The organism is Geobacillus sp. JS12 (assembly GCF_001592395.1).
GTDB lineage: Bacteria > Bacillota > Bacilli > Bacillales > Anoxybacillaceae > Geobacillus > Geobacillus zalihae.
In genome coordinates this window covers 2636569-2660553 of the sequence record NZ_CP014749.1, presented here as the reverse complement: position 1 = coordinate 2660553, position 23985 = coordinate 2636569, and the positions used below count along the sequence as shown (strand labels likewise).

The 23985-nt window shown below is 52.9% G+C and carries 20 protein-coding genes, 1 other RNA gene and 4 pseudogenes; 20 read left to right on the top strand and 5 right to left on the bottom strand.

The genetic code is table 11. The features are described 5' to 3' along the window. Positions 1-9 precede the first annotated feature (9 nt). Positions 10-1302, top strand: a complete 1293-nt coding sequence (eno, locus tag A0V43_RS13105; RefSeq protein WP_063193277.1) for a phosphopyruvate hydratase — start codon at positions 10-12, stop codon at positions 1300-1302. A gap of 385 nt (positions 1303-1687) precedes the next feature. After that, positions 1688-2458, top strand: a complete 771-nt coding sequence (locus A0V43_RS13100; RefSeq protein WP_063193276.1) for a YiiX/YebB-like N1pC/P60 family cysteine hydrolase — start codon at positions 1688-1690, stop codon at positions 2456-2458. Between the two features lie 237 nt (positions 2459-2695). Here the strand turns inward: A0V43_RS13100 and A0V43_RS21030 are convergent. Continuing rightward, positions 2696-2961, bottom strand: a pseudogene (locus tag A0V43_RS21030) (DUF4277 domain-containing protein); the annotation flags it as partial. Positions 2962-3030: 69 nt separating this feature from the next. On the opposite strand from A0V43_RS21030, the gene A0V43_RS13095 reads away from it, so the two are divergent. Together A0V43_RS13095 and A0V43_RS13090 are read left to right on the top strand one after the other, a co-directional pair. Next, positions 3031-4098 (top strand): hypothetical protein, encoded by a 1068-nt coding sequence (locus tag A0V43_RS13095; protein ID WP_063193275.1) that lies wholly within the window; start codon positions 3031-3033, stop codon positions 4096-4098. Between the two features lie 409 nt (positions 4099-4507). Continuing rightward, a complete protein-coding gene (locus A0V43_RS13090; RefSeq protein ID WP_063193274.1) occupies positions 4508-6004 on the top strand; it encodes a carboxylesterase/lipase family protein in 1497 nt (498 codons plus the stop codon). 101 nt (positions 6005-6105) lie between these two features. Here the strand turns inward: A0V43_RS13090 and A0V43_RS13085 are convergent, their stop codons facing one another. Then, positions 6106-6321 (bottom strand): hypothetical protein, encoded by a 216-nt coding sequence (locus tag A0V43_RS13085; protein ID WP_063193273.1) that lies wholly within the window; start codon positions 6319-6321, stop codon positions 6106-6108. A gap of 496 nt (positions 6322-6817) precedes the next feature. On the opposite strand from A0V43_RS13085, the gene secG reads away from it, so the two are divergent. The 5 genes from secG (at position 6818) to ssrA (ending at position 11376) form a co-directional block, all read left to right on the top strand. Further along, positions 6818-7054: a preprotein translocase subunit SecG gene (gene secG, locus A0V43_RS13080; RefSeq protein WP_033008932.1), complete on the top strand. Its 237-nt coding sequence runs from the start codon at positions 6818-6820 to the stop codon at positions 7052-7054. Between the two features lie 74 nt (positions 7055-7128). Then, positions 7129-7869, top strand: coding sequence for a carboxylesterase (estA, locus tag A0V43_RS13075; protein WP_033004594.1), 741 nt, complete (start codon positions 7129-7131; stop codon positions 7867-7869). A gap of 22 nt (positions 7870-7891) precedes the next feature. Further along, positions 7892-10168, top strand: coding sequence for a ribonuclease R (rnr, locus tag A0V43_RS13070; protein ID WP_063193272.1), 2277 nt, complete (start codon positions 7892-7894; stop codon positions 10166-10168). 79 nt (positions 10169-10247) lie between these two features. Beyond that, positions 10248-10715: an SsrA-binding protein SmpB gene (gene smpB / locus A0V43_RS13065; protein ID WP_013144268.1), complete on the top strand. Its 468-nt coding sequence runs from the start codon at positions 10248-10250 to the stop codon at positions 10713-10715. 310 nt (positions 10716-11025) lie between these two features. Continuing rightward, positions 11026-11376, top strand: a transfer-messenger RNA (tmRNA) gene (gene ssrA, locus A0V43_RS13060). A 449-nt stretch (positions 11377-11825) separates the two neighbouring features. On the opposite strand, the gene A0V43_RS13055 is transcribed toward ssrA, so the two are convergent. Together A0V43_RS13055 and A0V43_RS13050 are read right to left on the bottom strand one after the other, a co-directional pair. Next, positions 11826-12251, bottom strand: coding sequence for a DUF6114 domain-containing protein (locus tag A0V43_RS13055; RefSeq protein ID WP_013144270.1), 426 nt, complete (start codon positions 12249-12251; stop codon positions 11826-11828). A gap of 21 nt (positions 12252-12272) precedes the next feature. Further along, a complete protein-coding gene (locus tag A0V43_RS13050) occupies positions 12273-12863 on the bottom strand; it encodes a DUF6230 family protein (protein WP_015375775.1) in 591 nt (196 codons plus the stop codon). Positions 12864-13067: 204 nt separating this feature from the next. Here A0V43_RS13050 and A0V43_RS20525 point away from each other — a divergent pair, with 204 nt between their 5' ends. The 5 genes and pseudogenes from A0V43_RS20525 (at position 13068) to A0V43_RS13030 (ending at position 17036) form a co-directional block, all read left to right on the top strand. Further along, complete coding sequence (locus tag A0V43_RS20525) at positions 13068-13331, top strand: hypothetical protein (RefSeq protein ID WP_236930826.1); 264 nt, start codon at positions 13068-13070, stop codon at positions 13329-13331. After that, the gene (locus tag A0V43_RS13045) at positions 13313-14242 is read left to right on the top strand and encodes a helix-turn-helix domain-containing protein (protein WP_236930825.1); all 930 of its coding nucleotides are present in this window, start codon (positions 13313-13315) and stop codon (positions 14240-14242) included. The genes A0V43_RS20525 and A0V43_RS13045 overlap by 19 nt, the downstream gene beginning before the upstream one ends. Before the next feature lie 124 nt (positions 14243-14366). Beyond that, positions 14367-15735, top strand: a pseudogene (locus A0V43_RS20730) (PepSY-associated TM helix domain-containing protein). Positions 15736-15878: 143 nt separating this feature from the next. Continuing rightward, positions 15879-16115 carry a YuzF family protein gene (locus A0V43_RS13035; protein WP_011232507.1) on the top strand — a complete coding sequence of 79 codons (237 nt, stop codon included), beginning with the start codon at positions 15879-15881 and terminating at the stop codon, positions 16113-16115. Between the two features lie 21 nt (positions 16116-16136). Beyond that, a complete protein-coding gene (locus tag A0V43_RS13030) occupies positions 16137-17036 on the top strand; it encodes a manganese catalase family protein (RefSeq protein WP_063193271.1) in 900 nt (299 codons plus the stop codon). 127 nt (positions 17037-17163) lie between these two features. Here the strand turns inward: A0V43_RS13030 and A0V43_RS13025 are convergent. Further along, positions 17164-18078, bottom strand: a pseudogene (locus A0V43_RS13025) (LysR family transcriptional regulator). Between the two features lie 155 nt (positions 18079-18233). Between A0V43_RS13025 and hpaB the strand changes: the two are divergent. The 6 genes and pseudogenes from hpaB to A0V43_RS12995 all read left to right on the top strand — a co-directional run bounded on the left by hpaB (position 18234) and on the right by A0V43_RS12995 (position 23976). Then, positions 18234-19711: pseudogene (hpaB, locus tag A0V43_RS13020) on the top strand (4-hydroxyphenylacetate 3-monooxygenase, oxygenase component). 285 nt (positions 19712-19996) lie between these two features. Beyond that, entirely contained in the window at positions 19997-20980 is a 984-nt protein-coding gene (hpaD, locus tag A0V43_RS13015) for a 3,4-dihydroxyphenylacetate 2,3-dioxygenase (RefSeq protein ID WP_063193270.1), read from the top strand. Between the two features lie 129 nt (positions 20981-21109). After that, a complete protein-coding gene (gene hpaI / locus A0V43_RS13010; protein WP_063193269.1) occupies positions 21110-22036 on the top strand; it encodes a 2,4-dihydroxyhept-2-ene-1,7-dioic acid aldolase in 927 nt (308 codons plus the stop codon). 19 nt (positions 22037-22055) lie between these two features. Then, a complete protein-coding gene (locus tag A0V43_RS13005; protein WP_063193268.1) occupies positions 22056-22838 on the top strand; it encodes a fumarylacetoacetate hydrolase family protein in 783 nt (260 codons plus the stop codon). Then, complete coding sequence (locus A0V43_RS13000) at positions 22835-23572, top strand: fumarylacetoacetate hydrolase family protein (RefSeq protein WP_063193267.1); 738 nt, start codon at positions 22835-22837, stop codon at positions 23570-23572. The genes A0V43_RS13005 and A0V43_RS13000 overlap by 4 nt, the downstream gene beginning before the upstream one ends. A 17-nt stretch (positions 23573-23589) precedes the next feature. Then, positions 23590-23976: a 5-carboxymethyl-2-hydroxymuconate Delta-isomerase gene (locus tag A0V43_RS12995; RefSeq protein ID WP_063193266.1), complete on the top strand. Its 387-nt coding sequence runs from the start codon at positions 23590-23592 to the stop codon at positions 23974-23976. Positions 23977-23985: the final 9 nt, after the last annotated feature.

Below are 23985 nucleotides of genomic sequence, written 5' to 3'. Positions count from 1 at the left end.
TGTGTTTTAATGTCTGCCATTATCGATGTCTACGCTCGTGAAGTGCTCGATTCGCGCGGCAACCCGACCGTAGAAGTGGAAGTGTACACAGAAGACGGCGGCTTCGGCCGCGCGCTGGTGCCGAGCGGCGCCTCGACCGGGGAATATGAAGCGGTCGAACTGCGCGACGGCGATAAAAACCGCTACCTCGGCAAAGGGGTGTTAAAAGCGGTCGAAAACGTGAATGAAATCATTGCGCCGGAAATCATCGGCCTCGAGGTCACTGACCAAGTGGCGATCGACCGGAAGTTGATTGAACTAGACGGCACGGAAAACAAAAGCAAGCTTGGCGCCAACGCCATTTTGGGCGTCTCGCTTGCCGTGGCCCGCGCGGCAGCGGATGAGCTAGGCCTGCCGCTGTACCAATACTTGGGCGGCTTTAACGCTAAAACGCTGCCGGTGCCGATGATGAACATTTTAAACGGCGGCGCGCATGCGGACAACAACGTCGACATTCAAGAATTTATGATCATGCCGGTCGGGGCGGAAAGCTTCCGCGAAGCGCTGCGCATGGGGGCGGAAATTTTCCACAGCTTAAAAGCGGTGCTGAAAGCGAAAGGCTACAACACCGCGGTCGGCGATGAAGGCGGCTTCGCCCCGAACTTGAAATCGAACGAAGAAGCGCTGCAAACGATCATCGAAGCGATCGAAAAAGCCGGCTACAAACCGGGCGAACAAGTGATGCTCGCCATGGACGTTGCCTCGTCCGAGCTGTACAACAAAGAAGACGGCAAATATCATCTTGAAGGCGAAGGCGTTGTGAAAACGTCGGAAGAAATGGTCGCTTGGTATGAAGAGCTTGTATCGAAATATCCGATCATCTCGATCGAAGACGGGCTCGATGAAAACGACTGGGAAGGCCATAAACTGCTGACCGAGCGGCTCGGCAAAAAAGTGCAGCTTGTCGGCGACGACTTGTTTGTCACAAACACGAAAAAACTGGCCGAAGGCATTGAAAAAGGCGTCGGCAACTCGATTTTGATCAAAGTGAACCAAATCGGCACGCTGACGGAAACGTTTGACGCCATCGAAATGGCGAAACGCGCCGGCTACACGGCTGTCGTCTCGCACCGCTCCGGCGAAACGGAAGACAGCACGATCGCCGACATCGCCGTCGCAACAAACGCGGGTCAAATTAAAACAGGCGCGCCGTCGCGCACCGACCGCGTCGCGAAATACAACCAGCTGCTCCGCATTGAAGATGAACTCGGCCACACGGCCATTTACCAAGGCATCCGCTCGTTTTACAATTTGAAAAAATAACGGGAACAGGCGTCCCCAACGGAGGGGGCGCCTGTCGTTTTGACTGGGGAAAAGAGAATTGAATGGCTCGCGGTGATCAAGAATTCTTGATGCGTTCAGGAAAGCTGCGCCTCTCCTTTAGACGGGAGAGAAAACAGCCGTTTTATCCTGTGTAGTGTAGCGTTGGATGTTGTCTCATGATGAAGAGAAAGTCAAGTATCATCATTTGTAGAAAATAGTCGAATTTTTTGTAATGATCTTTTTTTTTAGAATGGAGTTGCAAAAAAGAATTCGAAAGTTGGTGAAAAACAAGAGGGTCATCGGGTTTGCTCGAAGTTACTGAGAAGGAAAGTAGTGGTTATGTAAAATTTTTCATCCACACATCAGTGGTAGAGGAGGGATTTGCTTGAGAGGTAAATTTCAGAAATGTTTGGTGGCCTCATCGTTTGTAGCACTACTATCTGGATTTAATTTGGTAAACTACGCTTTTGCAAACTCAGAGGTTGTAAACAATGAAAGCAAAGAAGTTAAAGAAGTGTTAGAACAAAAAGAAAAACTCAAACAAAGTGTGAATATTGATAAGTATGATTTAGTAAGAAAATCAGAATTGGGAGTTAAAAAAGGTTATGACAAGGATGACCCTAAGCGGGACTGGGCGCCTGGTGATTCTTTCGGTTCACCCAAAGGTACGAATAACATATCTTTCGCGGCGTTTGCACCTGGTGATATTATTGTAGTACATGATGGTTCACCACCATGGGGGTATTATCGCCATGCCGCTGTATGGGACGGTACTTATTATACTGGTAGCTTAGATTCATATGCATTCATTGAAGCGAATGTAGAAAACCAACCTGGTGATGGACAAAGTAATGTCCACTATTCCACGGCAAGGAAATTTAGAAACTACGACCAAGCGGTCGGTTTATATGTCTATACTTTAGAACAGCAATTTAGAACCCTTGCCCGTAATTATATTAGAAACCAATTGGGAGAACCATATAAATTTGTAGGTTCTTACAAGTCGGATGACAGCACGTGGTATTGTAGTAAATTAGCTTGGAAAGCGTATTACGAGATGGGGAATCGTGATTTGGATTACGATGGTGGGCTATACGTTTATCCGGATGATATTTATCAAGACGGAGATACTAAAATATTTGCAACTGGTTCATGACTCTGCTGATTAATACGCCATACTTGATGGTAAAATAATCTTTAGAAGGTTAGTGAAAAACTAGTTTTTTGCTCAAATCGACGGTATTTGATCAGAATTTTGCACTAAATAACCAGGTGACCTTCATAGGCGGAGGACGGTTCTTGAACCCGGCGCGTGGCACTGTTTCTCTCCGCCGACGTAAAGGGATTGTTCCGCGGAATGTTGACCGAATCGGCCTCAGCTAATGCTCGTACGGCGGTTGTTACCGTGTGTGGACCTTCAGAGCTTCTAGCGAGGCCGATTCATACGTGCTGTAAAGGGCCTTGTTCGTCGCATCGGCGTGAAGACTCGGGGAGAAGAAAGGCCTCTTTTGGGGAAATATGAATCAAGCAAGCGCTAATGATGTGGTGAATGCTGTCCTTATACAGGCGGTCGAGACGACGAGCCAACGCATCGTCATTCAACAGGGAAGGATGGAGCCCGGGATGGATGGGGTTCTCCAGGTCAATCGTGTGACCCCAATTGTTCCACGTGAACGAGGTTTTAAGTAGTCCTATTTTCATGAACACTTATTTGCGAGGGGCTGTATAATGAAGAAAATCATGATTTTCATTTATTGCATCTGTTTGTTTTTAATGGTTGGGTGTGAGAAATGGAAAGAAACAGTCTCCCAAAACGATACAAAACTGAAGTCGCCCCCAGCCTTTGTTGCACTTGTTGATGGAGATCGCAAATTAATTTTTCTTGATAAAAAGATGAATATAGTCAAAGAAATTGAAAATAAAAATAAATTTCAAAGCTTTTCTATAGAAGGAAATCGAGTTTATGCAATAGATGATGGTACATATACGGGAACTCAGCCATCGATGCTTATTATCAATCTTTCGAGTGGTCATGTGGAAAAGAAATTAAAGTTGCCGCATGTTCCGTCGTCTTATGCGGTACTAAACCAAAAAATTTACATGGCTTCATCTGAAATATTTAGAGAAGGCATGCCTTTTTTTGTTGTGAATGTGTCTAATGGGAAAGTAGAAAAATTGACATTTACCAGTGGAATGGTCAGTACAATGAAACATTACAAAAATGAAATTTTCATTACTATAAATTCTGGTGGTAAATCCAGTGAGCATAGCAACGTATATAGGATCCAAATGCATGATGCATCCCTTTCCTTTCATCCTGTCATTAAAGATCATATTGAATTACCACCAAGTGATTTTGTGATTGAAGATAACAAAATGTACTGTGTTTTTACAGGTTTTTCTTATGGGCCAAGGCCAGGATGGGTGAAAAATCCTGAAAGATATACCAATAAGCTTATGGTTGTAGACTTGAATAATGGCAAAATTATTTCTGAGAAACAATTGTCTAAACCTTTTCCTCAAAAAATAATTAATATTGGTAATAAATTATACATTAATAATTATACGGATTTAGATATGAAAGGGGAGTTTTTTACAATAATTGATAAAAATGATTTGAGTGAGTCTTTTTTTGCAATAGAAAATCCAGCGTATTTTGACTACAACAAGCGCTTTGACGAATTCATCGTTTCGAATCCCCGAAATGGAACTCTGCGATTAGTGAAAAACGGCAAAGTAATCAAAAAAATGAAAGTTGGAGATAATTGCAGTATAGTTAAAGCGGTTGAAAAATAAACTTTGCTGCAGATGAGCATGGTTCCTCAACTTAAAGTTTCATCAAGCACATGTTGGAATGATGAACATCAAAAAAGGTAGAGATTTATCCATAAATGGCATGGTATGATAGGGCACACCATCGTCCAATTTTGCCTGGAAAGTAAGAAATCTTTAGAAGGCTGGTGAAAAACGACTGATTTCGCCGAACCCATTGTTTTCGGTCGAAAGAGAAGCGTTGGTTTTGCAAGACTTCTCTATTTGAGAAAAAAGTCCATTTTCCGCGATTTTTCACTAAATCCCCGGCCTTTTAGGTGCTGTTCCTTTTCCTATTCCAACGAGCTGACATTGTCCCGCATAGGTCGATGGACAGAGGTGGTTTGTTCGTTTATAATATTTTTGAATGATCAGAATATTTAGGGGGATAGGGATGGAACAAACGATTGTCGAGACGCGGTATGGGCGGCTGCGCGGTGTGGTGAATGGAAGCGTTTTCGTTTGGAAAGGAATTCCGTACGCGAAAGCGCCGGTCGGGGAGCGTCGGTTTTTGCCGCCAGAGCCGCCCGATGCGTGGGATGGGGTGCGGGAGGCGACTGCCTTCGGTCCTGTCGTGATGCAGCCGTCGGATCCGATTTTCAGCGGATTGCTCGGGCGGATGAGCGAGCCGCCGAGCGAAGACGGGCTGTACTTGAACATTTGGTCGCCGGCGGCGGATGGGAAGAAGCGCCCGGTGTTGGTTTGGATTCACGGCGGCGCCTTTTTGTTCGGTTCGGGTTCTTCGCCGTGGTATGATGGGACGGCGTTGGCGAAACACGGCGATGTCGTTGTCGTGACGATCAACTACCGAATGAACGTGTTTGGCTTTTTGCATCTGGGGGATTTGTTTGGCGAAGAGTACGCTCAAGCCGGGAATCTCGGCATTTTGGACCAAGTGGCGGCATTGCGCTGGGTGAAGGAGAACATTGAGGCGTTTGGCGGCGATCCGGACAATGTGACGATTTTCGGCGAATCGGCCGGAGCGGCGAGCGTCGGCGTGCTGTTGTCGCTTCCGGAGGCGAAGGGGCTATTTCGGCGCGCCATTTTGCAAAGCGGTTCGGGCTCGCTTCTTCTCCGTTCGCCGGAGACCGCCATGGCGATGACCAAGCGCATTCTCGAGCGTGCCGGCATCCGCCCGGGTGACCGCGGCCGGCTCTTGTCGATTCCCGCCGAGGAGCTGCTGCGGGCGGCGCTGTCGCTCGGTCCGGGAATCATGTACGGTCCGGTGGTGGATGGCCGCGTATTGCGGCGCCATCCGATCGAGGCGCTCCGCGACGGGGCGGCCAGCGGCATTCCGATTCTCATCGGTGTGACGAAAGACGAGTACAACTTGTTTACCTTGACGGATCCGTCATGGACAAAGCTTGGCGAAAAGGAACTTCTTGACCGAATCAACCGGGAAGTCGGGCCGGTGCCAGAAGAGGCCATCCGCTATTACAAAGAAACGGCGGAGCCGTCGGCGCCTGCCTGGCAAAAGTGGCTTCGCATCATGACGTACCGCGTGTTTGTCGAGGGGATGCTGCGGACGGCGGACGCCCAAGCGGCGCAAGGGGCGGATGTGTACATGTACCGCTTTGACTATGAAACGCCGGTGTTCGGCGGGCAACTGAAAGCATGCCACGCGCTCGAGCTGCCGTTTGTGTTTCACAATCTCCATCAGCCGGGCGTCGCGAATTTCGTCGGCAACCGGCCGGAGCGCGAGGCGATCGCCAATGAAATGCATTACGCTTGGCTCTCGTTTGCCCGCACCGGAGACCCGAACGGTGCTCACTTGCCGGAAGCATGGCCGGCGTATACGAGCGAGCGCAAGGCGGCCTTTGTCTTTTCGGCCGCCAGCCATGTCGAGGACGACCCGTTCGGCCGCGAGCGGGCGGCATGGCAAGGACGATAGAAGATTTGATTCGTGAGGGAGCACCGCCGTCTGTGAAAAAAATGGAGCTTCGGCCTCTCTCCGCTAAACCAACAAAGGAACGGCCAACCGCCGTTCCTTTGTTATTCGTGTGCGCCCTGAGAAGGAAGCCCGAACTGTTCCGCCAGCGCTGGGTCGCGGTCGATGGCCTCGATGAGCTTGCGCATGACGTTGATGTCAAACGTAAAGTTCGCCCCGATCGGCGAGGTGACGAAAATTTTCCCTTCCTTTGCCTCACGCGCCCGTTTGAATTGATAGCCGTCAATCGCGATGACGACTCGTTCGTCCGGTCTTGCCATTGAAGTCCCTCCAGTCGTTGCCGATTTGCTTTCTATTGTAACGTATTTCGGCGGCGGACGACAATGATCATACCGCACTCGATTCATGGAGCGTCAAGCGGATGGAGGATGAAACGCTCCCCCATCTATGCCAAAGGGGAGGGGCAGGGAATTTTTTGGCCCCATCCCTTCGATTTAGCCCTCTAGAAAAGACAGGAAATGTAGTCTTTCCTTCAACATCGTTCCATTCTTTCGCTGCCTCCAGGCCGATCAGATCAGGTCAGATACGTTGCGATTTTTGCCAGGCATTCGTCAATGATTTCGTCGATTTCCTCTATTTGCGCATCTTCTCGATTTTTGGATGACGGGCTTTCCCATCCAATGATTTTGATTACATGTTTCACCAAAAAAGGAATGGGAGGCTTTCGTCGTGTTGAGACAGGCCCGCCAGTTGCCGCCAACGGCGATCTATGGTATAGTGAAATTATTGCAACGTCGGTCGTTGGAGGTGTCAGGCATGCATGCCTTGCTTGTGACGCTGCTTGTCATTGTGTCGATCGCGCTGATCGCGGTTGTCTTGCTGCAGTCGGGCCGCAGCGCCGGGCTGTCGGGGGCGATCACCGGCGGCGCCGAGCAATTGTTCGGGAAGCAGAAAGCGCGCGGGCTCGATGCGGTGTTTCAGCGCGTGACGGTTGTGTTGGCCGTTTTGTTCTTTGTGTTGGCGATTCTTGTTGTTTATGTCCAACCATCATAAGCAAAAAACGGGGGCGGTCCAAAGGGAAGCGGGCTGCCTTTTCTATTTCAGCAAGAAAGGAAGGAGAACGAATGATGAAAATTGTTCCGCCGAAGCCGTTTTTCTTTGAAGCCGGGGAGCGGGCGGTGCTGCTGTTGCATGGGTTTACCGGCAATTCCGCTGATGTTCGGATGCTCGGGCGTTTTTTAGAATCCAAAGGCTATACGTGCCATGCGCCGATTTACAAAGGACACGGCGTGCCGCCTGAGGAGCTCGTCCACACCGGGCCGGATGATTGGTGGCAAGACGTCATGAACGGCTATCAGTTTTTGAAAAACAAGGGCTACGAAAAAATCGCCGTCGCCGGACTGTCGCTTGGAGGCGTATTTTCATTGAAATTAGGTTACACTGTACCTATAGAGGGCATTGTGACGATGTGCGCGCCGATGTACATCAAAAGCGAGGAAACGATGTACGAAGGCGTGCTCGAGTATGCGCGCGAGTATAAAAAGCGGGAAGGGAAATCAGAGGAACAAATTGAACAGGAAATGGAACGGTTCAAACAAACGCCGATGAAGACGTTGAAAGCCTTGCAAGAACTCATTGCCGATGTGCGCGCCCACCTTGATTTGGTTTATGCGCCGACGTTCGTCGTCCAAGCGCGCCATGATGAGATGATCAATCCAGACAGCGCGAACATCATTTATAACGAAATTGAATCGCCGGTCAAACAAATCAAATGGTATGAGCAATCAGGCCATGTGATTACGCTTGATCAAGAAAAAGATCAGCTGCATGAAGATATTTATGCATTTCTTGAATCGTTAGATTGGTAATGGAGAAAGGAGGGGATGGCCAATGGATCATGTGTTGGCCGAACGCATTTTAACGTTTATGCGCGATGAGGCGTATAAGCCGCTGACGGTCGAAGAGTTGGAAGAAGCGTTTGGCATCGAGGATGCCGATGGATTCAAGGAGTTTGTCAAAACACTTGTCGCCATGGAAGAAGAAGGTCTTGTCGTTCGGACGCGCAGCAACCGCTACGGCGTGCCTGAGCGGATGAATCTCGTGCGCGGCAAGGTGACCGGCCACCCGAAAGGATTCGCGTTTGTCACACCGGAGGAGCCGGGACTGGATGATATTTTCATCCCGCCGTCCGAATTGAAAAACGCGATGCATGGCGACACGGTGCTTGTGCGCGTCCAAGCCGATTCATCCGGGGCGCGCCGCGAAGGAACGATCGTCCGCATTTTGGAGCGCGGGGTGAAAGAGGTCGTCGGCACGTACACGGAAAGCAAATATTTCGGCTTTGTCATCCCGGATGACAAACGGATCGTCAATGACATTTTCATCCCGAAAAACGCGGCGAACGGCGCGGTCGAAGGGCATAAAGTCGTCGTCCGGCTCACCTCGTACCCGGAAGGACGAATGAGCGCTGAAGGGGAAGTCGTGCAAATTCTTGGCCATAAAAACGACCCGGGCGTCGACATTTTGGCGATCATCTATAAATACGGCCTTCCGCTTCAATTTCCAGAAGACGTGATCGAGCACGCCAACCGGGTGCCGGACGTCATTACGGAGAAAGATTTGGAAGGGCGCCGCGATTTGCGCGGCGAGATGATCGTCACCATTGACGGCGAGGATGCGAAAGACTTAGACGATGCGGTGACGGTGACGAAGCTTGAAAACGGCAACTATAAGCTCGGCGTTCATATCGCCGATGTCAGCTACTATGTGGAGGAAGGCTCGCCTATTGACCGCGAGGCGTATGAACGCGGCACGAGCGTTTATTTGGTTGACCGCGTCATCCCGATGATCCCGCATCGGCTGTCGAACGGCATTTGCTCGCTCAACCCGAAAGTCGATCGGCTGACGCTCTCGTGCGAAATGGAAATCACCCCGCAAGGAGAAGTCGTCCGCCATGAAATTTTCCCAAGCGTCATCCGCACGGCGGAACGGATGACGTATTCCGATGTCAATAAAATTCTCGTTGACAAAGACGAAGCCTTGCGAGAAAAATATGCGCCGCTTGTGCCGATGTTTGAGCTGATGGCTGAGCTTGCCGACATTTTGCGGGCAAAGCGGATAAAGCGCGGGGCGATTGATTTCGATTTTAAGGAGGCGAAGGTGCTTGTCGATGAAAACGGCAAGCCGTACGATGTCGTCTTGCGCGAGCGGTCGGTCGCTGAGCGGTTGATTGAAGAGTTTATGCTGGCGGCGAACGAAACGGTGGCTGAGCATTTCCATTGGTTGAACGTGCCATTTATTTACCGTGTTCACGAGGATCCGAAGCCGGAAAAACTGCAGCGCTTTTTAGAGTTCATCACGAACTTCGGCTATGTCGTGAAAGGAACGGGCAACCAAATCCATCCGCGCGCCCTCCAGCAAATTCTCGAAGCGGTGCGCGGCGAGCCGGAAGAAATGGTGATCTCGACCGTCATGCTTCGGTCGATGAAACAGGCGCGCTATGACGCCGAGAGCCTTGGCCATTACGGCCTGTCGACCGAGTTTTACACCCATTTTACGTCACCGATCCGCCGCTACCCGGATTTGATCGTCCATCGGTTGATCTGGACGTATCTCATTAACGGCCAGATGGATCTTGACACCCAGCAAAAATGGGCGGAAAAGCTGCCTGAAATTGCGGAACACGCTTCCGATATGGAGCGGCGCGCCGTTGAGGCGGAGCGGGAGACGGACGATCTGAAGAAAACCGAGTTTATGGAAGACAAAATCGGGATGGAGTTTGACGGCATTATCAGCTCGGTGACGAACTTCGGCTTGTTCGTTGAGCTGCCGAACACGATCGAAGGCTTGGTGCACGTCAGCTACTTAACGGACGACTATTACCGCTATGACGAACGCCACTACGCGTTGATCGGCGAACGGACCGGGAAAATGTACCGCATCGGCGATGAAATCACCGTCCGCGTCATCAACGTCAACAAAGACGAGCGGATCGTCGATTTTGAAGTCGTCGGCATGAAGGGACGCCGCCCCCTGAAAGCGAAAGCCGCTCCGGTCGTCATTGAAGGGAAAAAACAAAAGAAAGGAAAAGCGAAGGCGGAGCCGAAAGCGCAAAGCGGCTCAAACCGCAGCGCGAAGGCGAAAAAGAAGAAAAAGAAAAAACGGTGAGGAAAAGCCGAACGGGCGGCTTTTCCTTCCTTTTCGTTTTTGGTAAAATAAGAAACGCCGATGAGGAGGGGGAAAACGGATGCCGAAAGGCGAAGGAAAAGTGATCGCCCAAAACAAAAAAGCGCACCACGACTATTTCATCGAAGAAACGTATGAAGCGGGCCTCGTTTTGCAAGGGACGGAGATCAAATCGATCCGCAACGGCCGGGTGAACTTGAAAGATTCGTTCGCCAAAGTGGAAAAAGGGGAAGTGTTTCTCCATAACATGCATATCAGCCCGTACGAACAAGGCAACCGCTACAACCACGATCCGCTGCGGACGAGAAAGCTTTTGTTGCACCGCCGCGAAATCAACAAGCTGATCGGCTACACGAAAGAGCAAGGGTATACGCTCGTGCCGCTCAAGCTGTACATTAAAAACGGCTTTGCCAAAGTGGAGCTTGGTGTGGCCAAAGGGAAGAAAAAATACGACAAACGGGAAGACATGAAGCGGAAAGAAGCGCAGCGCGAAATCGAGCGGGCGTTCCGCGAGCGGCAAAAGCTGTAGAAGAAGTCCGCGGTGGTTGGGGCGCTGGCCGCGAGGAGAAACTTGGACTCATCGGGCTTGATTGGCCGTGCGCGCAGCGGGTTTGGAAACGGGCGAGCCCCGTCCGTATGGCGGGCGCTTCCGGGACAGGACGAATGGTTTCAAACAATAAAGAAGATGTCTTCCAACATCGCCCCCGCCGTTCGAGGGAAATCCTGTTTTTTGGCGGAATTGAAAACATTCCCATTGCAAATGCGCACTGCCATGGTATAATAAAAAGTGCAACAGCCAGTTATCCGATGCTTAAGCTGTTCCGATCTCTTCGCACCGCGGGGACGATCCGGATTCGACAGGGGTAGGTCGAGCTTAAGCGGCGAGCCGAGGGGACGTCCTCGTAAAAACGTCACCTAAAGATAACTGGCAAACAAAACTACGCTTTAGCTGCCTAATTGCTGCAGCTAGCTCCTCCCGCCATCGCCCGCGTGGCGTTCGAGGGGCTCATATGAAGCGGGCTACGCCCAAATCCGCCGCCTGAGGATGAGGGAAGAGACGAACCAGGCTAGCCGCCGGGAGGCCTGTCGGTAGGCGGAACGGACGGCGAAGCGAAATATACCGACTACGCTCGTAGATGCTTAAGTGGCGATGCCTCTGGACGTGGGTTCGACTCCCACCGTCTCCATTTCCGATATCCGAACGGTTCGGACGAGAAACTGTGAAACCCTTGATACGACTGCATTTGCAGTCGTTTTTCATTTTTTGGGAATCCCCAAAAAACGATAGAATACGAAAAAATTTTGCACGAATTTTGCACCGCGTTTTTACCTTGCATTGTATACCGAGTTCGACAGTGACTAAGTAAACAAAATGCCTCTCATCCCTTGATGCCAAAGGGACAAGAGGCATTTGGGCATCCTTCCAGCGTGTATCTAGGCGCGAGGATGGATGCCTAGAATCTTCGGAGGCGGCCTCAGCTCTAGCGCCGATCTTGTTCTGCAGCGATGATGGGCCCATAATATGAATATGCGCCTCGTTTGTTCATGATGAATGGATTCGTGATCGGGAAAAAGAGATAAAAAAAGAAGGCCGAACGAGCGAATCTTTCGCTTCGTTCGGCCGAGCGATCGGCGCCTGTTAGTCGGTTGCGGCGGATGGCTCTTTGTCCGCCGCTGCTTCACGATGAGCGGCAGGAGTGTCGGCTTCGGCCCATTGCGGGCGCCAAGCGATGCAAAGCGCCCCGCCGATGATGCCGAGAATGGTGCCGACTAAGAAGCCGCCCAAGGCGCCCATGATCGACAGAATGGCACTGAACATACCGATGATGCCGAGCAAGGTGGATAGCCGCGGCATGGCGTAGGAAAGAATCCCCATCAACATGACCATGCCGCCAAGGAAAAAGCCGGCGAACACCATGCTTCCGGGAACGAGAGAAATTTCGTATAGCTGCATCGGAATCCATAAAATCACAAGGCTTGATAACAAGAGAAACGTCGCCCCCCAAAACGGGCGGCGTTTCCGCCAGCGACCGAACGCCTGCCAGCTAGAACGAATGATGCCCAATGTTTCTCATCCTTACTGAAATTAGTTGAGTTTTTCAAAGTACACTTTCATGCCCGGCAGCGACACTTTTTGCTGGAATAAGTAGACGGTTTTGATATCGCCGTTTTCGATCGTAATGCTGTCGGCTCCTTGTGTGAATTCTTTGGCCGCTTTCTCGACTGGGTTGCTCGTATCGCCGACATAGCTTTCTTTCATCGTCAAGCTGCCGAAGGAGATGTTGCCGTTGATTTGCGTCGCTTTTTGCACGAGGCCGTCAATGGAGACAGGCTCGCTCGCGACAATGACGACGCGAATGCCCAAGGCCGGGAAGTCTTTCGAAATCCGAAGACCTTGAATCGTCGCTTTATCCATTTCATTGACGAAGACCGGCGTCTGCGGCGCATTGCCTGCTTCCGCCACGCCGCCGTACATTTTAAACCCGCTGCCGTTTAGCTTGTCAAACTGAACAGTGAATTCGCCGACCCCGCTGATTGGTACAGCATAGGCGACGCCTGTCAGCCCGAAGGCGGACAACATAAGAGTGAGGGCAAAAAATCCTCCGAGCAAGGCGAGAAGCAACGGTTTTTTCGCTGTGTGCCCTCCTACAATCAGTGATTGGCTGGCCATATTCATGAACATTCTTCTCCCCTTCACATAAATTGAAAGCGCTTTAAATATAGATTTAATTAAATATTAAAATAATTCAAATAAAATAAAATCCCTACATTTGTAGGGTTTTTTCCCGTCTTCGTCGCAGAGGGGAGAAGGAATCAACGCACGCGTTGCGAAAATACAATAGTGAGGGAACACGGTCGACCAAAAAAGGGGGGCGTTGCCTTGTCAACAGAATTGCACAATCATTTGTTTCGACTGCTGAGAGAGGCTTCGGATATTTTGCGGCAGTATGAAAGGGAAGTGAACCGGGAATGGAAGCGGATCGGCGAAGCGCTTGGCAAGCGGAATGCGCGGGTTCAAGAGGTGTTTTCCACGCTGTGCGCATTCGTTCAGGCAAGATTGCTCCCGTACGGGGCGAACACCCAGCGAATAGGCATCTCGAACGCATTGCGGCGTTTCATCCGGAGATGGTCATATTTTCCCTAAATTTAATGGAAAATACGGTTCATCAAGTGTTGAAGGCGCATGCGTCAGCGGCTGCTACGCTGCACCCAGCCGTGCGGTATTTGTTTTTCAAATGGAATGAATGGTTGTTGTATGAAATGAATGAGCAATCATTCAAAATCGGCCGCGATTCCTCGTGGAAAAAAGAATCCTTGTGGAAAGACGCCGTCATTTTGTTCAACGAATGGATTTTGCGGGCGCAGACGTTTGAGGAATCGGCGGCGCATATTTGTTTTGGTTTTTCCTATTTTCTTCCTTTCAGCCGCTGCGCTCTGTTTCAATTTGTCAATCAGGAGAGCACAGCCATCGGTCTGCACGGGCATGGCGTGGACAACGGGCAAATTCAGCGCTTGCGCGTGGAATTGGACAGCATTCCGATGTTGAAAGAAAGTGTGGGGAAATTGAAAGCGGAAGTGCATGAATTTCGCCATTTTCGTCCGATTTATGTGCCGAGGGCGAGCGAACAGTTTCCGCGCCTGTATGTGGGCCCGTTCGGTTTGGCCTCGCTGGTGATCGTTCCGGTGTATGTGCCGACGGAAGGGAGGATGATTGGAGGCGTCGTTCTCGACCGCGGACCGGGCCGCTTCTTTGCCGTTGACCGCCGCCTGTTTCCCGCGCTGATGAAATTTGGCCAAAGCGCGGGGGAGTTGCTGTTGAAATGGATCAAGGCGCCAAAAAAAGAATGGGAAGGGATGGCGGAATCCTTGTCGCCAAGAGAAATCGAGATTTTGAAGCTGCTCGCCGACGGAGCCTCGACATTGGAAGCGGCCTGTCAGCTTTATTTGAGCGAATTTACGGTGCGCGACTACATTTCCAGCGCCTTAAGGAAACTCAACGCGAAAAATCGGACGGAAGCGGTGGCAAAAGCGCTGCGTCTTGGGTTGATTGGATGACGAGGCGGAGTGGTCTGTCCGGCCGTTTCATTTCACACCATTTTCGCCGATTGCTCACCGTTTGGACACAGTTTTGTTCTATACTGCCTACTGAAAAACATGAAAACATGGCAGGGGGAAAACTGTGGAACAAACGGTGAAGGCGGCGGACAAACAGCGGCCGATGTATGCGGCGGTCTGGAGGTGGCATTTCTATGCCGGGATCATCTTTGCGCCGTTTCTGATCATTTTGGCGTTGAGCGGGGCCGTCTATTTGTTTAAGCCGCAGATCGAATCGGCTCTGTACGGCCATTTGTACGAGGTGGACAAGGTTGGGGAAAAAAGGCTGTCTCTCGTTGAGCTGACGGAACGGGTCAAGGAGAAATATCCGCATGATTCCGTTGTCTCTGTGACGCTTGAGAAAGAAGCGAATCGGACCGTGAAAATCGGGATGATGGACAAAGGAGAAATGGTGTTTGCCTTTGTCAATCCGTATACCGGGGAGATTCAAGGGACATTGCGCGCGGATGAGAATTGGACGGAAATCGCGAAAAAAATCCACAGCGAGCTATTGATTGGCGGAACGGCGGCCAACCGTTTTGTAGAGCTGGCGGCTTGTTGGGGCTTTATTTTGTTGGCCACGGGCCTCTATCTTTGGTGGCCGCGGCAATCATTCTCTGTTCTCGGGACGTTTTGGCCGCGCTGGCGGGCGAAAAAACGGTTGGCTTGGCGCGATTGGCATGCCGTGACCGGGGTATGGATGAGCATCGGGATTTTGCTGCTCATTGTGACAGGGATGCCGTGGACAGGGGTCATGGGGAGGTCATCAACCGGGTGGCGACGGCGACAAACACCGGGTATCCGCCGTTTGCGTTCAGCTTCGGACCGAAGCCGGAATCGAAAGTGGTCACCAAAGAAGTGGCGCAAGACGTGCCATGGGCGGCGGAGCAACTGCCTGTGCCTTCTGTTCGCAAGCGCAAGGCGGCCCCGCTTTCGCTCGATGAGGTGTATGCGATCGCGGAGGCGAAAAAGGTGAAAAAGCCGTTCACCATTTCGCTGCCGCAAGGGGAAAAAGGGGTGTTTACCGTTGCGACATCGAAGACGAAGCCATGGGATAACGCCACCTTGCATATTGACCAATATTCGGGACGGGTTCTGAGCGATGTCCGCTTTTCCGACTACGGCGCATTGGCCAAAGCGATTACGATTGGCATCGCGTTCCATGAAGGGCGGTTGTTTGGGCTGGCCAATCAGCTCGTCAATCTCGTTTTTTGCCTCGGGCTTGTGTTTTTGTGCGTCAGCGGCTTTGTGATGTGGCGCAAGCGCAAGCCGAAAGACGGTTTCGGCGCTCCGGCGCGGGTGAAGGATCCTCAAGCGGCGAAAACGGTGTGGGCGGCATGATCGCCGCAGCGGTCGTGATGCCGCTGTTTGCGTTGTCGCTCGTTGTGATTTGGCTGTTTGACCGTTTTGTGGTGCAAAAGATTCCGAGCGTTCGCCGCTTTCTCGCGGCGTAAACATCTTTGGAAGCGGCTTGAATGTCCTTGAGCATCAGGCCGCTTTCTTTTCTCGACGTTGGGTTTTTTGTCATGTTCTGCATGGGGCGGCATATGGATAAAAAGGGAATCTTCTTCAACGCATCAAAAGGGAGGAAATGAGAATGAACCAGCCCTACGCGTCCCATGCTTCGCCGCCGCAGCTTATTGCCTTGGTTGACCCGTATGTGTACCACGCTTTCCAAGCTTTGAACGGCAAAGAAGTGGTAGTGGAAACAGTCCGCGGTTCGATCCAAGGAACGGTGAGGGATGTGAAGCCAGACCATATCGTCATCTCAGCGCATCAGGCGGTTTATTACATCCGCTTGGCGCAAGTGGTGTCTGTTCGCCTCAGCAATTAATGGAAAAGGAGGAAAAGAGTCGTGGTATTTCAGCGGATCGACCGGCTGGCGATTGAATTGCCGAAGCCCAAATACGCGGACCCCAATGCGGCTGCCGCTGTTCAGGAGCTGCTTGGCGGCCGTTTCGGAGAAATGTCGACGTTAAACAATTATTTGTTTCAGTCATTCAATTTTCGGCAAAAAAAGAAGCTGCGCCCGTTTTACGAGTTGGTGGCGAGCATCACCGCCGAAGAGTTTGGCCATGTGGAGCTCGTGTCCAATGCGATCAACCTTTGCTTGACCGGCTCCACCCATCCAGGTGATCCGGATACAGCGCCGATGAAGGATGCGAAAGACAAGCGCAATACGTATCATTTTATCGCGACGGCGCAGACGGCGTTTCCCGGCGATTCGATGGGGAAGGCGTGGACGGGGGAGTACGTGTTCAACAGCGGCAACTTGATTTTGGATTTGCTTCACAACTTTTTCCTTGAATGCGGAGCGCGCACGCATAAAATGCGCGTCTATGAAATGACGGACCACCCTACCGCCCGCGAGATGATCGGCTACTTGCTTGTGCGCGGCGGCGTTCATATTTTGGCGTACGCCAAAGCGATCGAAGTGGCTACGGGGGTCGATGTGACGAAACTGCTGCCGATCCCGAAGTTGGATAACCGTGTGTTCGACGAGGCGAGAAAGTATGAGGATCAAGGCGTCCACCGCCGGCTTTATACGTTCAGCGATCGCTATTACAAAGAAATCGTCCGCATTTGGCAAGGAACCCATCCAAGCGATGGACAGCCGCTCGAGGTGGTCGAAGGAGCGCCCCAAGGTGGGGAGATCCCCGATTTGGACGAAGTGCCGGAAGAATTCGCCCCCGGGATTTCGGCCGAAGATTTTTTCGAAATCGCCAAGCGGCTGCAACGGTCGGCAGGGTTGTGATGAGGCGCCCAACGGCGCCTGATTTTTTTTGGAAAGCCGGTCGTTGAACAAAAAGTGCGGCGCAACGAAGAGATGACGCCAATGTTGTTTTTTCCCTTCACTTGAGCGTCCACGATTGGAGGAATCGCTATCTTTCTTCATGTTGTCCGCCGGCGGCGCGGGCGGCAACGGTTTGGAGCACGTCGAGGAATGTTCGGGCGCTTTTCGGCAAATACCGTTGTCGGTCGAGGATGGCGGCGGCTTCCGCTGTCATCGAAGAGTCGATGATCTCCAGCACCTTGATGCCAGGGAGGCGAAACAAGGCTACGGTGGATTGCGGCACAATGGTGGCCCCAAGGCCTTGGGCGACAAGGGAGAGCAATATGGTCGCGTCCGGGCATTCGCATAGAACGTTCGGTTCAAAGCCATGACGGCGGCATTCCTCGATGACCCGCTCGTACTGTCCGGCGCCGTGCACCCGGTGGAGAAGGAGAAGCGGCCAATCCGCAAAATCGCGCATGCATAATGAGGGTTGGCCGGTTTTTCATTGCGCCGGCAACACGCCGACATAACGTTCGCCGGGCAGACGGATGACGTCGTAATCAGCCGAGTCGATCGGCAGGCGGACGATGCCGATGTCAATGCGCCGCTCGTAAAGCAGCTGACAAATGGAAAATGTATCTCCTTCACGGAGATGAAAGGTCACGTTCGGAGCTTGTTCATGGAAGTGACGGATTGCTTGGGCCAAATAGTAAAAGCACGATTTGACGCAGCCGATCGACAGCGTTCCCGCCGTTCCCTCTTCGATTTCTTTTACTTCCGCTACGGCGTCATCAAGCTGGGCGAGCAGCCGTTTCGCCTTTTCGTAAAACGCTTTGCCTGGTGCGGTGAGCTCCATTTTTTTCGCCTTCCGGTCAAATAAAGGAACGCCGAGCTCTTCTTCGAGCTGCTTCAGCTGCTGGCTGAGCGGCGGCTGGGCGATATGAAGCTTTTGCGCCGCTTTCGTGATTTGCCCCTCTTCGGCAATCGTGACGAAGTATTTCAGCTGCTTCACATCGATCATGGCCGTGCCTCCTCTCTTGCTTCCATATCTTTTTCGTATAGGATGGTTGATCATTTTTGTATTTTTCATATATGAAATCATATGTTATATTAATTTTGAACATTCTGAATGATAGCGCTTCCTTATCTATTATACGTGAAAACGGGGGAATGAAAATGCCGGCCAAAACAGGTCAGGAGTATATGGAGCGGCTCAAGCGGGCGAAAAGCAGCGTGTACATCCACGGGGAAAAAGTGGAGGATGTCACCGTTCATCCGGCGTTTTGCAACGTCGTCCGTTCGATGGCGGCGCTTTACGACCGGCAATATGAAAAGCCGGAGAAAATGTTGTACCGGTCGCCGACAACCGGGCAACTCGTCGGCATGACGTTCATTCAGCCGACAACCATTGACGAGCTCATCGCCCGCCGCGAGGCGACGCAAGAATGGGCGCGCATGTCGGCCGGAATGATGGGGCGCTCGCCTGATTATTTGAATGCCGAAGTCATGGCCATGGGCATCGCCAACGATTTGTTTGCCGAAGACGATCCGATGTTTGCCGAAAACGCGAAAAACTACTATGAGTACGCGCGTGAAAACGACATCAGCTTGACGCACACGCTCATCCATCCGCAAATGAATCGCGCCAAGGCGCTTCATGAACAAAACGATGCCGATGTGCCGCTCCATTTGGTGGAACGGCGAAAAGACGGGATCATCGTCAGCGGCATCCGTCTGTTGGCGACGCAAGGCGGGATTACGGACGAAATTTTAGTGTTTCCATCAACCGTGAAAAAATCGACAGCTGGTGAAGACCCGTACGCGCTCGCCTTTGCCATTCCGAACAATACGCCGGGCGTGAAGTTCATTTGCCGCGAGGCGTTTGACTACGGGCGGAGTTCGTGGGACCATCCGCTGGCGTCCCGCTTTGAAGAGGGCGATGCCATCGTTTCGTTTGAAAACGTGTTTGTGCCGTGGGAGCGCGTGTTTGTTTGCGGCAATTCCTCGATTTGCAACCGGACGTTCCGTGAGACGAACGCGGTCATTCATATGTCCCATCAAGTGGTGGCGAAAAACATCGTCAAAACGGAGTTTTTGCTCGGCGTCACGCTTTGTCTGATCGAAGCAATCGGCATCGGCGAGTTCCAGCATGTGAAAGATAAAGGGGCGGAAATCATGCTCGTCCTCGAGACGATGAAGAGCCACCTGTACCGGGCTGAGCATAACGCCAAGCCAGACCGATGGGGACGATGACGCCGGATTTTGCCGCGCTTGATGCCGCGCGCAACTGGTATCCGCGCATTTATCCGCGCCTGGCGGAAATCATTCGCATTTTAGGGGCATCGGGCATGATGGCGATTCCGACGGAAGCCGACTTTGACAACGAAGAAATTGGCGATATCGTCCGCCGCGCGATGCAAGGGGCGACGGTGGACGGCTATGAACGCGTCCAGCTGTTCCGGCTCGCCTGGGATCTCACGATGAGCGCGTTCGGAGCCCGACAGACGCATTACGAATATTACTTTTTCGGCGATCCCGTTCGGATGGGGATGGCGTATTTTGACAGCTACGAAAAAGAGCCGTATAAACAGTTCGTGCGTGAATTTCTGCGCGGCGCCAAAAGCGTGTTCATTCCTTCTGACAACAAGCATTGACCGTTCATTTGGACGCTCGCAAACACGGGCGGGCGTTGGAACGGTTGAGGAGCGGCGGAGGATCGACCGCTGCGGCGTTTCCCAAGGTTGCCGCCGATCGAAAAAAGGCGGGCATAGCGGCACGCAAGCTGACTGATCCGGGCATGCTGTGAGATGTTTGAAGCGAAGGGAGTTGGCCAGCAACAAGGAAGGGCTTTGTTCCATGTTCGCCAGCAGAAAAGAAAGATTCTTTCTGTCGGCTGCCTGACTCTAGATGGAGGAATATTGCGAAAGGGGAAGAGAGTGATGACATTTTCCATTATTCGCTGCGCCCGCGCGGTGTTGCATGTGACCGATTTGGCCGCCGCTCGCGATTTTTACGAACGGGTGCTTGGGTTTGTCGTGACGGAAGCGGATGAGAGCCATCTGTATTTGCGTGGACTTGAAGAATATCATCATCATAGTCTTCTATTGAAAAAGGGGCCCCGCCCCGCGGTCGAGGCGCTTGGCTACAAAGTCGGTTCCGAGCAGGAATTGGAAGCGCTTTATGAATGGTTTGCGGCGCAAACGCTGCAGCCGAAATGGCTGGAAGCGGGAAGCCAAAACGCCATCGGTCGGGCATTTCGCGTTCAAGATCCGTCCGGGCTGCCGCTTGAGTTTTTTGCCCAGATGGAGAAAACAGAGCGGCTTTTGCAGCGGTATGACTTGCACCGCGGCGCCCGCGTGCAGCGCATCGATCATTTCAACTGCGCGGTTAGAGATGTAAAGAACGCGTACGACTTTTATGTCCATGGTTTGGGCTTTGCCTGCTCAGAGTATACGGAAACAGAGGATGGGAAACTTTGGGCGGCATGGCTGCACCGGAAGCAAAATGTCCACGATTTGGCGCTGATGAACGGAAAAGGGCCGCGCCTTCACCATATCGGGTTTTGGCTGCCGGACCCGCTCAGCCTGATCCATGCGTGCGATGTGCTGGCGGCGGCCGGATATGCGCCGAACATTGAACGCGGGCCGGGCCGCCACGGATTGTCGAACGCCTTCTTTGTCTATTTGCGCGACCCGGATGGCCACCGAATTGAGCTGTATAACGGCGATTATTTGACGAGTGACCCCGATTTTCCGCCGATCCGCTGGGATTTGGATGATCCAAGGCGCCAGACGTTTTGGGGGCATGCGGCGCCGGACAGCTGGTTTGAAGAGGCGTCCGTCGTTCTTGACGTTCACAGCGGCCAGCCGATCGAGCCAAGCGAACCGACATTGGCGAAGCGGAAACCGACCTTTCTCATTTAGAAAGACCGCCGTTTTCTGCCGGCCGTTTTCGCGATCATCATGATATATGATTTTATGATTGATTTCATATATGATTTTGTGTAAAATGTAAATAAGATTCAGAAAAATCAAGTCGACAGGGGAGAAGGGATGGCATACCGCGAGGCGAAAGAACGGCTGCGCGGCTCAATCGCGCCGGTCGTCACGCCGTTTGATGAGGAAGGAAACGTGGATTTTGCGGCGCTCGCCGCGCTCATCGATTGGCATATTGAAAGCGGCACGCACGGCATTTCCGTCACGGGAACGTCGGGAGAGCCAAGTTCGCTGACGCTTGACGAGCGGAAACAGGTGATGGAAACGGCGAAAAAAGCGGCGGCGGGTCGGGTGCCGTTCGTGCCGGGGACGGGATCGACGAACCATGCGGAAACGATCGAGCTGACTAAATTTGCGCAGGAGATTGGCGCCGATGCGGCGATGGTCATCGTCCCGTATTACAACCGCTCGTCTCAAGCTGCTCTCTATAAACATTTTAAAGCGGTGGCCGAGGCGGTCGACATTCCGATCATCGTCTACAACATTCCGGGGCGGACGGCGGTCAATTTGGAAGTCAAAACGTTGGCGCGTCTGGCCGAAGATTGTCCGAACATTATTGGCGTGAAGGAGTCAAACAAAGATTTTGAACATGTGAACCGAGTGCTGTGGCACTGCGGGCGCGATTTCCTTCTCTTTTCCGGCATCGAGCTGTTGTGCTATCCGATGCTGGCGATCGGCGGGGCGGGGTCGATCAGCGCGACGGCGAACGTCGTGCCGCATAAAGTGGCTGAGATGCACGACGCTTGGTTTGCCGGCGACATCAAGCGGGCGCAAGATCTTCATTTTGAACTGATGGAGCTCAATGATGTGCTGTTTATTGAAACGAATCCGGGCCCTGTCAAAGCAGCGCTCGGCATGATGGGGAAAATCACCCCGAAGCTCCGGCTGCCGCTCGATTTGCCAAGCGAAGAACATCAGCGGCAAATCCGCCGCACGCTCGTCAAATACGGACTGCTGGCCGAAGAGCCATCCCAAACGGCATAACGGGGTGGGAGGAGAAGAGATGGTCAATGTGCGCTTGCGCCTGGCCGGCATGGGGCGGGCGATTGAGGCGAAGGCGGATCCTTGGAGCGGAACGGTGTCGTTTGGCGATCGGACGCACCGCATCGATGAATGGGAATGGGCTGCGCCTGTTGACGGGGCGATGTACGGGGTGGCGCTGAATGATGAAAAGGAGTGGGAAGCGTTGTCAACCGAAATGAACGCCCCGCCGTATGAAAAGCCGCCGGAGGGCCCGGTTTTGTATATGAAGCCGGCCAACACGATCAACGCCCATCGGCGGCCGGTGCTGCTGCCTCGTGGGGTGAAGCATCTTCAGGCGGCTCCGGCGCTCGGGATTGTCATCGGACGGACGGCGGCGCGCGTGCCGTGCGAGCAGGCGCTCGATGTTGTATTCGGCTATACGATCGTCCATGATCTCTCCATTCCCCATAAGCAGCGTTACCGCCCGGCGGTGAAGGAGCAGGCGCGCGACGGCTTTGCCCCGGTCGGCCCGTGGATCGTGCCGAAAGAGGAAGCGCCGCCGCTCTTTTCACTCACCGCGCGCGTCTACGTCAACGGCCGCATCGTCCAGCGCGCCGATCCGAGCCGTTTCCGCCGGCCGGTCGAACAATGGCTCGCTGAGGTGACCGAATTTATGACCCTTTACCCGGGCGATGTGCTGTTTTTCAGCTGGCCGGCCGACGCGCCGCTCGTTTCGGCGGGAGATGTCGTGCGCATTGAAATCGACGGGATCGGCGCACTGGAAAACGAAATTGCCCCGGAACAAGGAGGCGATGAACAATGAAGCGGGCGCGTGTGGCCTGGAACGGAACCGTGACGGAAGCGGAGCCGCTTGATGATGGACGCCTCCGCCTGCCGGACGGAACGATCGTCGGGGAGCTTGACGTGATGTGGCTTCCCCCGGTGGAGCCGGGCGTGATCGTGGCGCTTGGATTGAATTATGCCGAGCATGCCGGCGAATTGTCTTTTGTTGTGCCGAAAGAGCCGCTTTTATTTTTCAAAGGGAAAAATACGCTCATCGGCCATCGCGGCCGCACCGTCCGCCCGGAGGGGGTCAACATGATGCATTACGAATGCGAGCTTGCGGTGGTGATCGGCCGCCCGGCCCGCCGGGTGAGGGCGGAACAGGCGTACGACTACATTTCCGGCTACACCATTGCCAACGATTACGCAGTCCGCGATTACTTGGAAAATTATTACCGGCCGAATTTCCGCGTCAAAAACCGCGACCGGGCGACGCCGCTCGGCCCATGGATCGTCAGCCATGACGAAGTCGGCGATCCGATGGCGCTTCGTTTGCGGACGTATGTCAATGGGGCGGTTGTGCAGGAAGGATATACGGGCGATATGATTTTTTCGATCCCGTATTTGCTTGAGTACATCACCGAATTCATGACGCTCGCGCCGGGCGACGTCATGTTGACCGGCACGCCGAAAGGGGCGGTGAACGTCCAGCCCGGCGATGAAGTCGTGACGGAAATCGAACGCATCGGCCGGCTGGTCAATTACATCGCCTAGCCAAAGGGGGAGAGAGGATGCCGCACTTTATTGTGGAATACACGGCCAATCTCGGTGAAGAAGCCGACATTCGCGGATTGCTGGAAAAAGTCCACCGCGTGCTGATCAAGCGGCGCGATTGGTTTCCCGTCGGCGGCATCCGCTCGCGCGCGATTCGCCTTGACGAGTACTATGTGGCCGACGGGGCCGAAGACGATGCGTTTGTGCACGCGACGCTCAAAATCGGCGCCGGGCGGCCGGAACAGGTAAAAAAAGAAGTCGGCGCCGAACTGTTTGCCGTGATGAAAGACCATTTCGCCCCGCTGTTCGCCAAACGCTATTTGGCGCTGTCGCTTGAGCTGTATGAATTCAACGAGGCGGGGACGTACAAGCATAACAACATTCATGCGCGCTATCGGACATAGCGGGAGGGG

Bases quoted from the DNA above. Each gene is read 5' to 3' on its own strand.
- eno (WP_063193277.1), top strand. From the start codon at position 10: ATGTCTGCCATTATCGATGTCTACGCTCGTGAAGTGCTCGATTCGCGC.
- A0V43_RS13095 (WP_063193275.1), top strand. From the start codon at position 3,031: ATGAAGAAAATCATGATTTTCATTTATTGCATCTGTTTGTTTTTAATG.
- A0V43_RS13090 (WP_063193274.1), top strand. From the start codon at position 4,508: ATGGAACAAACGATTGTCGAGACGCGGTATGGGCGGCTGCGCGGTGTG.
- A0V43_RS13085 (WP_063193273.1), bottom strand. From the start codon at position 6,321: ATGGCAAGACCGGACGAACGAGTCGTCATCGCGATTGACGGCTATCAA.
- secG (WP_033008932.1), top strand. From the start codon at position 6,818: ATGCATGCCTTGCTTGTGACGCTGCTTGTCATTGTGTCGATCGCGCTG.
- estA (WP_033004594.1), top strand. From the start codon at position 7,129: ATGAAAATTGTTCCGCCGAAGCCGTTTTTCTTTGAAGCCGGGGAGCGG.
- rnr (WP_063193272.1), top strand. From the start codon at position 7,892: ATGGATCATGTGTTGGCCGAACGCATTTTAACGTTTATGCGCGATGAG.
- smpB (WP_013144268.1), top strand. From the start codon at position 10,248: ATGCCGAAAGGCGAAGGAAAAGTGATCGCCCAAAACAAAAAAGCGCAC.
- A0V43_RS13050 (WP_015375775.1), bottom strand. From the start codon at position 12,863: ATGAATATGGCCAGCCAATCACTGATTGTAGGAGGGCACACAGCGAAA.
- A0V43_RS13045 (WP_236930825.1), top strand. From the start codon at position 13,313: ATGGTCATATTTTCCCTAAATTTAATGGAAAATACGGTTCATCAAGTG.
- A0V43_RS13035 (WP_011232507.1), top strand. From the start codon at position 15,879: ATGAACCAGCCCTACGCGTCCCATGCTTCGCCGCCGCAGCTTATTGCC.
- hpaD (WP_063193270.1), top strand. From the start codon at position 19,997: ATGACATTTTCCATTATTCGCTGCGCCCGCGCGGTGTTGCATGTGACC.
- hpaI (WP_063193269.1), top strand. From the start codon at position 21,110: ATGGCATACCGCGAGGCGAAAGAACGGCTGCGCGGCTCAATCGCGCCG.
- A0V43_RS13005 (WP_063193268.1), top strand. From the start codon at position 22,056: ATGGTCAATGTGCGCTTGCGCCTGGCCGGCATGGGGCGGGCGATTGAG.
- A0V43_RS13000 (WP_063193267.1), top strand. From the start codon at position 22,835: ATGAAGCGGGCGCGTGTGGCCTGGAACGGAACCGTGACGGAAGCGGAG.
- A0V43_RS12995 (WP_063193266.1), top strand. From the start codon at position 23,590: ATGCCGCACTTTATTGTGGAATACACGGCCAATCTCGGTGAAGAAGCC.